Source organism: Caldivirga sp. (assembly GCF_023256255.1).
GTDB lineage: Archaea > Thermoproteota > Thermoprotei > Thermoproteales > Thermocladiaceae > Caldivirga.
This window is the reverse complement of the sequence record NZ_JAGDXD010000041.1, coordinates 1-11,135: the sequence shown is the minus strand read 5'-3', so window position 1 is coordinate 11,135 and position 11,135 is coordinate 1. Positions and strand designations below refer to the sequence as shown.

Here is an 11,135-nt window from a genome sequence, read left to right as displayed (position 1 = left end):
AAGCATCAGCACCATTATTATGAAGATCAACAACCTCCCAACCAAAACCAGCAGTGTGAATTTCAGGAACAGCCTCAGGAGTAGTTGTAGTGGTTGATGTCGATGACTGTTGAACAGCTTGAAAACTCAAACCACCCCTAAGGTAATCATAGACAACACCAGCCGAAGCACCAGCAAGAGCCAAACCAAGCCCAGTCAACAAAGCACGCCTACTAACCATGAGACATATGCTAATGCATTCTTTAAAGCATTACTGTAATAAATTTAGGCAAACATGTTTGAAATAGGAATGGTGAATGTATTGCTTAGTTTATTTAACTATTATTGAACATATTCACTCATAATGCTTAATAACTGTACGCTTGTTTTTTGTTATGGGTTCGCGTTATAACGTTGTTCTGGTTATCATCGATACGTTGCGTAGGGATCATGTTGGTTGCCTTGGTGGTTTAGCTAAGACGCCTAATATTGATAGGGTTTGTAGGGAGGGTGTTGTCTTCACTAGGGCTTACCCAGAATCCCTACCAACAATACCTGTTAGGAGGGCTATATACACTGGTAGGAGGGTGTTCCCATTTAGCCAAAGGCCGATTTTAAGGAGGGGTATTCCATGGATTAGGATGGCTGGTTGGCAACCCCTCTCAGATGATGATACGGCGATTGCTGAGTATTTTAAGGGTAAGGGCTATAGGACTGCCTTAATTGGTGATAATTACCACATTTTTGAGCCGGGGATGAATTTTAATAGGGGTTTTGATGAGTGGATATTCATTAGGGGTCAGGAGTGGGACCACTACAGGTCCTTTAAGGTTCCTGACTATGTGGTTAATAAGTATTTGACGCCAAGCCTTAAGGGTACTGGTGTTGAGGGGCTTATTAGGCGTTACCTTGCTAATGTGAGTTTTAGGAGGAGTGAGGAGGATTGGTTCCCAGCATTAACCTTTAGGGAGGCTGTTAGGTGGCTTACTGAGAATAAGGATGCTGAGGGATTCCTACTTGTCATAGAGTCCTTTGACCCACATGAACCATGGGACCCACCCCACGAGTTCGTTGACATGTATGATCCAGGCTATAGTGGGCCTGAGGTCATTACACCTAAGTATGGGCCTTCTGATTACCTTAGTGAACGTGAGCTCAGGCACATGAGGGCTCATTATGCTGGTGAAGTTACCCTGGTTGATAAGTGGTTTGGGTACTTCATGCAGAAGTTCTATGAATTAAACCTGGATAAGAACACGATACTAATAGTAATCTCGGACCATGGGCACCAGCTTGGTGAACATGGGTTAACTGGGAAGGTTGCCTGGGGCCTATACCCAGAGCTCGTCGATATTCCTCTAATAATAAGGCACCCGGAGTACGTTAACTCTGGGATTAAGGTTAATGAATTCGTGTATGATCATGACTTATTCCCAACAATATGCGCATTAACCAGTGTAGGCTGCAGTGGCTTAAGCTTCGATGGCTTGAATATTTGGGGTTACGTTGATGGTAAGGAGACTAGGGTGAGGGATTACGTAACATCAGCCTTCGGGAACTACGTAATGTACCGTGATGATGAGTATTGGCTAATAAGCGATAGGGAAGGCTCCAATGCTCAATTATTCAACCTTAAGAACGACCCAGAGCTTAGGCATAATATTGCAGGTGAGGCTAGTGATAAGGTTAAGGAATTATTCAGCAGAATCACCCAGGATGCTGGTGGGAGACTTGAACCACTACCAACTGGGGAGAGGGATCCATATGAATGGTATAATGAATTATACGTGAGGTGAGTGGTATGGTTAGTGGCCGCGGCTTCAATGTAATTCTCATAGCCATAGATACCTTGAGGGCTGATAGGGTTGGTTGCCTTGGTTCAGGTTACCCAACAATGCCTAATGTTGACTACCTCTGCCGTGACTCAGTGGCCTTCACTAATCATTACTCTGAGGCTATTCCAACACACCCATCCTTCACTACAATCCTCACTGGAGTATCACCGTTAATTCATAAGATAGTTAGCCATGATGGTGAGGTTCAATTAAGTAGAAGCATATTAACCCTACCGCAGATACTTAATAATGCTGGTTACTTAACCATAGCTGTTGATAATTTAGCCACCCACCTGAATGCAGGTTGGTTTGCTAGGGGTTATGGATATTATATTGATATTGGTGGTATAGTGGTGATTTCCAACGGTATTAAGATTAGTGGTGAGGTTGTTAATACTAGAGTTAAGGGTGCCTTAGAGTTGATTAATAGGCACCATGACGAGCCACTCCTCCTCTTCATACACTACTGGGATCCCCACACACCCTACATTCCACCTAAGGGTTATGCGGAAAGATTCTATAAGGGTGATTACACTAGGGGTGACTTGGCTAGTAGGCTTAACTCAACTAGGTGGGGTAGATCACTGCTTAGAGGTAGTTGGATGAGGAACTTGGTTGATTCAGGCGTTAATGATCCTGATTACGTTAGGGCTCTTTACGATGGTGAGGTTGCCTACGTTGATGAGAGGTTCAGTGAGTTAATGAGGATGATTAGTGATCTTGGCCTACTTGAGGACACGTTAATAATATTGACCGCTGACCATGGTGAGGGTCTTGGTGAGCATAACGTGTATTACGATCACCACGGCTTATATGAGTGGGATGTTAAGACACCTCTAATCATTAGGCTACCTGACAGGCTAATTGATGAGATTGGCCGCAGTAGGGCTAGGGGTGTTAAGTATGATGCATTAGTCCAAAATACGGATATAGCCCCAACAATACTTGATGCATTAGGCTTAAAGGCTCCTGATAATGTGACTGGCGTAAGCCTACTCAATGTGATTAAGGGTGAGTCTAAGGGGCGTGATGTGGTGTTAAGCCTTGAGAATACTAGGCAGACTGCCAGGATGATTAGGGTTGGTGAGTGGAAGCTAATACAGTGGATTAGGGATGACACATACGGTAGGAGGGCAGGACACATAGAGCTATACAATCTAGCCAAGGACCCAGCTGAGTCAAGAAACCTGGCTGAGGAGGAGGGTGAGGTGGCCTTAAGGCTACTTGGATTAATGGAGAGGAAGTATAGGGTAATAACAGGCGCCAACGACCCATTATTAACACAAGAAATAAGCCTACCAATACCAATTAATTGATGCCGCACCTCATTCTAGGAAGTCCGCTATTATGTTTCCTTCGTTATTCCTAGGTAGCCTAACGCCCATTAGGTGGGCTATTGTTGGGGCTAGGTCAGTTAACCAAACAGGCTTATCCCTCCTAAACCCCTTCCTAATCCCTGGACCCTTCATCAGTATGAAGGCCTCGTTGGTGAATAAGCCAACTTGAGCGTTTGGTAAGTAATCGTGGTGTAGTGCTGTCCAGAAGCCCATATCACTGAGTGGTCTTACAATAGGCCCATCCACAATTCTCTTATGAACCTTACTGAAGTCGAAAACCACATTACTGTAGCCTGGTTTAAGGAAGTAAATTACGTCGCCAACACGCTCACCCCACTGTCCAAGGAACTCCGCATCCTCCTTCTTAAGCGCTAATGCAACTGGGTGTTCACCGTTCTCAGGATCCCTTATCGAGTATAATGCCTCAATAACCTCATACCTAACTGCATCATAGTCCCTTGGGTCAACAATGCCGTGTGGGTCACGGCCCTTCAGGTTAATGAATATGTAGGGTGTAGTGTGGCCGAATGGGTAAGCCATGGTCCTAGACCAGTCAACAACGTAATAATCACCCTCAAGCCTATAGGCCAATAGGCCACGCTTAATCAAGGCGTCGCCAATCCAAATAAACCTCCATGCTGGGACTTGGCCGTGGTCTGAGGCTAAGACTATTAAGGTATCCTCATCAACGTACTTAATCATCTCACCGATAAAATCATCAGTCAGCCTATAGACCTCGCGGTAAAAGTCCCATAACCTACTGGCGTACTCCGCATTATAGCTTGGGTGCTTGTCGTAGAGTAATCCAAGGAACCTGTGGTTTACTGAGTCGTGGAGGTGGTAGTGCATTATGAAGGCATCCCAATTAAACCTATCCTTAAGTAGTTTAGCTAAGCCACTATACCAGCCTATTGAATACTTAATGTTCTCAAGCCAAATACTGAAGTAGTCATCACCTAAGACATCCTCACGAATACTTGATAAGTCAGGTTGGCATTCAACACCCTCAACATAAGGTCCTAAAGCATCCGTTATCTCACCAGATAAGTCCACTGGGGCACTCCAACCACTGGTTAATACAACGTCACTCCTATACAGTTCAATTAAACTGGCATCATTACTAAGTTTAACTAACTTAAGCCTAAAGGCAACCTCATAACTTGAGTCGCCTACGGTAACATTATCCCTAATCCAACCACTCCAATCACCAGACTTAAGAGTAGCTATGGGGCTTGAGACATCCCTCAACCTAGATACAATTACCGTATCGTAACCGGCGCCGTTTAAGTTAATCACTAAAGCATAGTACTTAGGCACCTTGGTTAATTTAGTGCTGGGCCTAATGAACCAACCCGGGGTTTGTTCAGCGGTAGGCCCCTCACCTGTTAGGGTGAATTCGAATTCAAGGGGTTTACTACGGGAATTAGGAATATTGACCCAGCCCTCAGCCTCCTTAATAGTTATGGGGCTGCACTTGTTTAAATCCCTAGTTGTGCAATTGTTTGAGTAAACCATGGGCCACTTAACACGCCAGGGTGAGGCACCTGGCGCTGGGCCACCGATTACAATGCCTCTCTTTATTGTTGGGGGCCATGCAACAGGGTAGTTAACAATGGCAACGCGTTTACCGTAATCCTCAAGTACATTCCAGAGGAATTCAGATTCGCAAACCCTGGAGTCAAGTGTTGAGAAACCCTCATTAAGCTCACCGTGAGGCTTATGGGCGAAGAAGCTTGTCATACCATGAGTACCAGTGAATGAACCAGTCATAATGGTGGTCCAATTGGTTGGTGTGTCACAGGGTGGTGAGGAGTAGGCTAACGTAAATGAACCCTCCTTAAGAAGCCTACTGAAGTTAGGCATTAAACCCTCATCAACAAGCTTAAGCATTATTAAGGGTTCAAAGGCATCTAAGCCGATGAACAGGAGCCTACTAGCCCTAGCCATGCTAATTCAAGCCTACCACATGCCTTTAAATGTTGTAACCATGAATTAACCCTAACGCGTTTAAGCGGCAGTGAAGCGTTACTAGGTATTCAGTACTTTAGATAATTGAACCTGTTAGTGAACCATTATGAGCCTAATAATTTAATATAAAGAGAAGTAGAGTTTTAATAATGCTGCTTGATCTACCCAGGCTTAAACCCGGTAAATTAAGGTATATTTCAAGCACGCACTATATTGATGAGGAACATAGGAAGTGGCTTGACTACTATTCAGTACCTGCCCATGGTAAGTTGACTTTACTTGAAGTCAGTAGCCCTGGTGTAATTGCCAGCCTATGGTTAACTGTTGCTGGTGGTTTTTCTAAGCCAGCGGTTAAGGATTATTTAAGGAGGCTTATTATTAGGGCTTATTGGGATGGTGAATTAAGCCCAAGCATTGAGGCACCATTATCCTGCTTCTTCGGCTCATGCTACTCAACAAACACCATAACCGAGTATCACCACTACTCCTCCCTGGTAATGGGCACCACCAGCGGTGGCTACTACACGTTCCTCCCAATGCCCTTTAAGAGGGCTATTATTGAGGTTGAGAATTGTAGCGGCCTTGATGTTGACCACCTCTACTACATGATTAGTTACTATGAGGGTGTAGACGTTAGTAGTATGGGTAGACTTCATGCGGTATGGCGCAGTGAGAACCCCACTGAGTTAGGTAAACCATATCTTATTCTTGAGGCTTTAGGTCAGGGACATTACGTAGGTACTGTCTTAGCCATGGAGGGTTTAAGCCAGGCTAATCCACCCTCAGGTGGGTTAGGCTTCCTTGAGGGAAACATGATGATTTACGCTGATGGTGAATTAGCGTATGGTTCAACAGGCACTGAAGACTACTTCCTGAGCGGCTGGTACTTTATTAAGGGTCCATTTAATGCACCATTCCACGGCCTGTTGATTAAGGATGAGGAGAGGTTTAGGATCTTAGCATACAGGTTCCATATACCTGACTCAATACCATTTCAAAGGGAGTTAAGGGTCATGATACACCACGGTGAGTACGATGAGGTACTGGCTAAGTATGAAAGTGTAGCCTACTGGTATCAAGCCGAGCCACATAAGGAATTCAATAGAATTGACTGTAAATCACTAAGTTAAGTAAACCCACCTTGAATCAATCCACATTACTAAACGCCACTTCTTCATTGAATCATCGTAACATGAGAGTAATTGGCCATTAAACTTACCTTCATCACTTAAACCAGGGCAATGCTGCATTACCGGGATGCCTATGCTTTCAATACCATTACTACTTATTGAAATAAATTTCACATTATTGAGACTTAAGCTAATTGACTTACCATCATACCTTATTGAAGTCTCAGTTCCTGGGTTCATGAGACTGCTCCCTGAGAGAGATAAGGCTGGTTCACGTCCCCAGAGGTGTAATTCACCATTCATTAATGCGACACCACTACCTGTAAGTGAACCCTGTATAATGGTGCCTTGATTAACTATAAAGTTCCTGAATTCATCCTTAAACTCAATGGTTGATGCATCAACTATAGCGGCTGCTGTAATCCTATTACCTAAGGTGTGTTCACCGAAGTATATTGTCTTACGGGTATTTGCTGGGGTCCATCCATATAAGTCCACCGTATTGAAGGCTGCCCCCTCATACTGAGTCCTATAGGGTTGCTGCTTCCTAATTGGTGAAGTGCAGCAGTCGTATTTACCGTCAGCGAAGTATATTAAGTAGTCTGAGTTTAAGGCAAGGTCTGGGTCAATATCCAGGAAAAATCTATCCCAAAACACCGAATTACCTAGTTCAAGCCCCCTTCTAGCTAATCTTATTGAACCCCTAACTGTGAAGACACTACCCTCAATACTGAATCCCCTTAAATCATTACCCTCAACCACAATACCCTTACACACAGCCACATTAACACCCTTATCTTGGTCGCGGTAACCGCAGTGTATTGAACCAACCTCAACGTTAAGGAACCCAGCGTACCCATCCCTATCAAATGGTGGGTGAACGTAAATCGCCTTATCCATAAACATCCACGGCTTCCCCTCCTTATTATGTGGAGCGTTCTCTAAGCCTATGAACCCCACGTAGACTCTATGATTAGACCCTGTGATCTCTAAGCCTATCTTAGAATCACCTACATTAAGCAGTGATTGAATATATACGTCATGTGCAAAGCCATCTATGAAGAGACATGATTCATCGCCAGTATTACAACGTACCTCACCGAGACGCAGCCTAAGCCTAGCCTTATTACTGGGTATTCTTATCTTGGCGTTTACGTTTAAAGTATTTGCGTCACCAATGGTAATTACTGATTGACCATCCTTAACGTAATCTATTGCTTCCTGAATACAGGCTGTTGGACTATTTTCACATATCTCATGGCATTCACGGTTAAGGGCCACTACATTACCACTAGCATCCTTACTAATTACAACATCATCAACCAATGAATTACAAGCCATAGGCATAATTAACATTCAATAACTCTGTACTTAAGAATTCCCATAAAGGTGGACACTAAACATGTTCAGTGTATTAATCATTAAGCCTAGTGTTAATTAATTATACTGGCTTCAAACATATTAATGATTAATCATAGTGCCCAAGTTTAAAGATTTAAGACAACTCCTAGGCCTGTGGATAGAAGGCGATTCCTTAAGATTCTAGGCATAACTGCAGGTGCGGGAGGGTTAGCATACGTTGGGTCAAGGGTGATGACTAATCCACCAAATAGTGCCCGTGAGCAAGGTGCTTCAACTAATGAGTTTATTGAAGCATGGGGTGAGTATCATATTGTGGTTTATGAAAAGAATGGGCATTATCAGGCAATTGATTGGCATGGGTCAAGAATATGTATAGACTCTAACACTGCATGTATTCAAGAGGCGTTAAACTACATTGGGAGTGATTGCCTAGCTAGAGGTGGTAATTGTAAAGTGAGCCTAATTATCAAGCCAGGTACATACGAGGTTAGTGATAGTGTTGACTTCAGGGAGGCATTCCCATCCTACTCTTCTTACTATAACTACTTAAGCATAGTAAGTGAACAAGGCTCAGTTATTCAGCCCTCAGCCTACTTCTCCGCTAGTAGTAACTCAGCATTAGTAATATTGTCACCAAGCAGTGGTAGTCAAATATACTTCTCGAGGATTAGCTTACCATACATTAATGCCTCCATGTATACTTCAAGTAGTATAAATGGTTTAGTGATATCCCAAGTTAACGATAGTGTAGTTAATATACCTGGTGTTTCATACTCAAGTAATGTAGGCGTATTGATTAATGAGGGAGGAAGCCCAGGCAGGTACCCTAACATAAGTGGATTACCAACAGCTGGATTCTTCAATAACTTAGTTACCATAGGATTACTGACGTTTAATAAGGTGGGATTAGCCACTATAGGTAATGATAAGACACCACTTGGAGTGCAGGCCAACACTTTCTTCATTCAACATATTTATGGTAATGAAAAGGGTATTGTGCTTGATGAGAATGGGGCAATGCCTAATGGTGGATCAATGTGGAATCAATTCCTAATAAACGTCATTGAGCATAATTCTGAATTAGGCATAATGGATAATAGTGGTGGCAACATTTTCAGGGTAAATAATGCAAACACTAATCCACGCTACTCAGACTACATCGAGTCGAGTGATGTTATACTAGGATCATACGTGATTGGTTACTTAGCGGATGGATACACGTTGAGAAGGGGGATAAGTAGGGTCATTAACCTGTGGGGAGGATCATCATAAGGGGGTAAACATGTTAAAGAGTACTCATTAAATCTGTAGCAATTTAAACGCCTAATGCTTTGAAACATGTTTAACTACCCATATTGCAACAAAAGTTATTAATCATAAAAGACTTAATAACTATGCCTAAACTCAATGTGAGCAGAATACTAGCCGTGGCTACAATAGTGGTTGCAGTAACAATACTCTACGCATCCATGATGGTTCACGCACAGCAAAAGCCACAGTTTATAGTACCGATATGGGGTAGTTTAATGTATGTTCCTGGTACACCAATATGGAATGTATATGCACCAGGTAACCAAATATGGTGGACTACATCGTTTCCACCCTTAGCTTACTGGAGCGTCTTCACTTACCAGCCTTACCCTATTTTGGCTGAGAATTGGACTGTTCAGGTTTTACCAAATGGTTCAGGTATCTTAACAATCTATATTAGACCTGGCTTTTACTGGTTTAATGGTACTGTTATCCTAGCCCCCTTCACAGCATGGGATGTATACGCATACTTCTACATCGGTATGAAGGCATTCGGTTGGTATGTACCAGACATAAATCAATCACTCGTAGATGAGGATATTAAGGTACTGAACAATTACACAATACAATTCCTATTCCAAAAATGGTCACCATTCATACCATACTGGGTCATGACAAGTTGGGTACCAACTCCTTATCCAGTATGGAGATGGGCTGTTGAAGCCTTGAAGACCATGAACACAACACAGGCTATGTTGTTTGGTCAAAATAATGTAACGAGATTTGTTGCACCATATTGGGGACTAGGACCATATGTCATGACTTCAGTAGGCACCAATTTTGTTAATAATATGCTGGAACCTTTATACTTTGATGGTAAACCATTATTAGCCACATGGCTTAAAGTATTACCTTGGGCAACATGGAATTATTACGATCCTTTAATGACAGTTAAATTTGTTCCTGGTGGATCATCTGTTGGCATGGCCATGATAGAATCAGGGGAAGCCAGGGGATACTTTGGCGGAACTGGATTCTCATGGCAACAAATGCTTGTACTAAATAAGACGCCTGGAATTGGGCTTTACTTCTATCCTGGGTTTGTAGATGAAGGTATAACCCTTAATCCATATGTTTATCCACTTAATATACCTGCTGTTAGGCAAGCATTATGCGATGCTATTAATTTTACGCAAGTGGCATTAGCATGGGTACCAAGCATACCTAAACCATATCCTGAACCAGTAACACCCAATATAATATCAACATTTCCTAAATCAGTAGCTAAATACTATATACCATGTGAATTTAACTTAACTAAGGCCGCTGAGCTTCTTAAGTCAGCTGGTTTAACGTATAAGAATGGTCAATGGTATTTACCCAATGGTACACAGTTAACTTTGACAATAACGGCACCAAGTGCATGGACTAGTTTTGTAACCCAAGGTCAGGTTGTTGCCGAAGAGTGGTCAGCATTTGGAATACCAACAAAGTTGCTAAGTATGGATTTAAGCACATGGTTTGGTACCATATATCCTCATGGGGAATTCGAAGGTGGCATGGTACAGGGTCCTGCATACATTCCACATAGTTACCTAACAGCGTGGACATACTTAAGCAGTCAATTCTGGGTTACTGAGGTATTTAATTTAAGTAGGGCCTGGCCCTTCGCCTGGCCAGTAATTTCTAATGGTAAGGTTGTGGGTTGGTCATGTTCACCAGTAACAGTTACTGTTCCTTCAATGTATAATAGTACTCCACCTTACCTTAATGGTACTATTGTAACTTGCGTAAACTCAACATTCGGGTACATTAACCTAACGAACTGGTTTAGCACATATGATGTTTCAACACCAGGAAGTAAATTATATGAAGAATTAACAAAGGTTTTATTCGCATGGTATTACTATTACGTGCCGATAGTGCCAATGGTATATGGTCCATATGGAGGACCGTACGCTAAGGCATATTTTGATCCATACTGGATAATAGATTGTATAGGTAAATATTCAGCTACCGCTTTCTACACTATAATGGATGCTCATGAGAATGGTGGCCAATGGATGGTGTGGGCTGGAACACCAAGAGAATACTTGGATCTTGGAGTAATGGCACCGCCACCTGATGTTCCTCCATTGGCGCAATTAATTGCTAATGGTTCATTATGGACTGAGTATCCTCAGTTCGCCTCATACTTAGGGCTAACTCCAGAATTTACACCTCCAGCCAATATAACTGCTTTGCAGCAGTGTGTTGCTTCGTACTTCCATATT

The 11,135-nt window shown here is 42.7% G+C and carries 8 protein-coding genes; 5 read left to right on the top strand and 3 right to left on the bottom strand.

Annotated features, from left to right (window positions below):
- A partial coding sequence (locus Q0C29_RS06525) for a hypothetical protein (protein ID WP_291999854.1) occupies window positions 1-220 on the bottom strand: 220 nt, incomplete at its 3' end.
- Between the two features lie 154 nt (window positions 221-374).
- Here Q0C29_RS06525 and Q0C29_RS06520 point away from each other — a divergent pair.
- Together Q0C29_RS06520 and Q0C29_RS06515 are read left to right on the top strand one after the other, a co-directional pair.
- A complete protein-coding gene (locus Q0C29_RS06520) occupies window positions 375-1,775 on the top strand; it encodes a sulfatase (RefSeq protein ID WP_291999853.1) in 1,401 nt (466 codons plus the stop codon).
- A 5-nt stretch (window positions 1,776-1,780) separates the two neighbouring features.
- Window positions 1,781-3,130: a sulfatase gene (locus Q0C29_RS06515; RefSeq protein ID WP_291999852.1), complete on the top strand. Its 1,350-nt coding sequence runs from the start codon at window positions 1,781-1,783 to the stop codon at window positions 3,128-3,130.
- 9 nt (window positions 3,131-3,139) lie between these two features.
- Here Q0C29_RS06515 and Q0C29_RS06510 read toward each other — a convergent pair whose 3' ends face one another.
- Window positions 3,140-5,098 carry an alkaline phosphatase family protein gene (locus tag Q0C29_RS06510; protein WP_291999851.1) on the bottom strand — a complete coding sequence of 653 codons (1,959 nt, stop codon included), beginning with the start codon at window positions 5,096-5,098 and terminating at the stop codon, window positions 3,140-3,142.
- 170 nt (window positions 5,099-5,268) lie between these two features.
- On the opposite strand from Q0C29_RS06510, the gene Q0C29_RS06505 reads away from it, so the two are divergent.
- A complete protein-coding gene (locus tag Q0C29_RS06505) occupies window positions 5,269-6,249 on the top strand; it encodes a glycoside hydrolase family 172 protein (RefSeq protein WP_291999850.1) in 981 nt (326 codons plus the stop codon).
- Here the strand turns inward: Q0C29_RS06505 and Q0C29_RS06500 are convergent.
- Window positions 6,241-7,575, bottom strand: coding sequence for a hypothetical protein (locus tag Q0C29_RS06500; RefSeq protein WP_291999849.1), 1,335 nt, complete (start codon window positions 7,573-7,575; stop codon window positions 6,241-6,243). The genes Q0C29_RS06505 and Q0C29_RS06500 overlap by 9 nt on opposite strands.
- 189 nt (window positions 7,576-7,764) lie before the next feature.
- Between Q0C29_RS06500 and Q0C29_RS06495 the strand changes: the two genes are divergently transcribed.
- Both Q0C29_RS06495 and Q0C29_RS06490 read left to right on the top strand, forming a co-directional pair.
- Window positions 7,765-8,883, top strand: a complete 1,119-nt coding sequence (locus Q0C29_RS06495; RefSeq protein ID WP_291999848.1) for a hypothetical protein — start codon at window positions 7,765-7,767, stop codon at window positions 8,881-8,883.
- 122 nt (window positions 8,884-9,005) lie between these two features.
- On the top strand, window positions 9,006-11,135 hold a 2,130-nt coding region (locus tag Q0C29_RS06490), incomplete at its 3' end, for an ABC transporter substrate-binding protein (protein ID WP_291999847.1).

Excerpts from the sequence above, each read along its gene's own strand:
- Q0C29_RS06520 (WP_291999853.1), top strand. The coding sequence starts at position 375 with ATGGGTTCGCGTTATAACGTTGTTCTGGTTATCATCGATACGTTGCGT.
- Q0C29_RS06505 (WP_291999850.1), top strand. The coding sequence starts at position 5,269 with ATGCTGCTTGATCTACCCAGGCTTAAACCCGGTAAATTAAGGTATATT.
- Q0C29_RS06515 (WP_291999852.1), top strand. The coding sequence starts at position 1,781 with ATGGTTAGTGGCCGCGGCTTCAATGTAATTCTCATAGCCATAGATACC.
- Q0C29_RS06510 (WP_291999851.1), bottom strand. The coding sequence starts at position 5,098 with ATGGCTAGGGCTAGTAGGCTCCTGTTCATCGGCTTAGATGCCTTTGAA.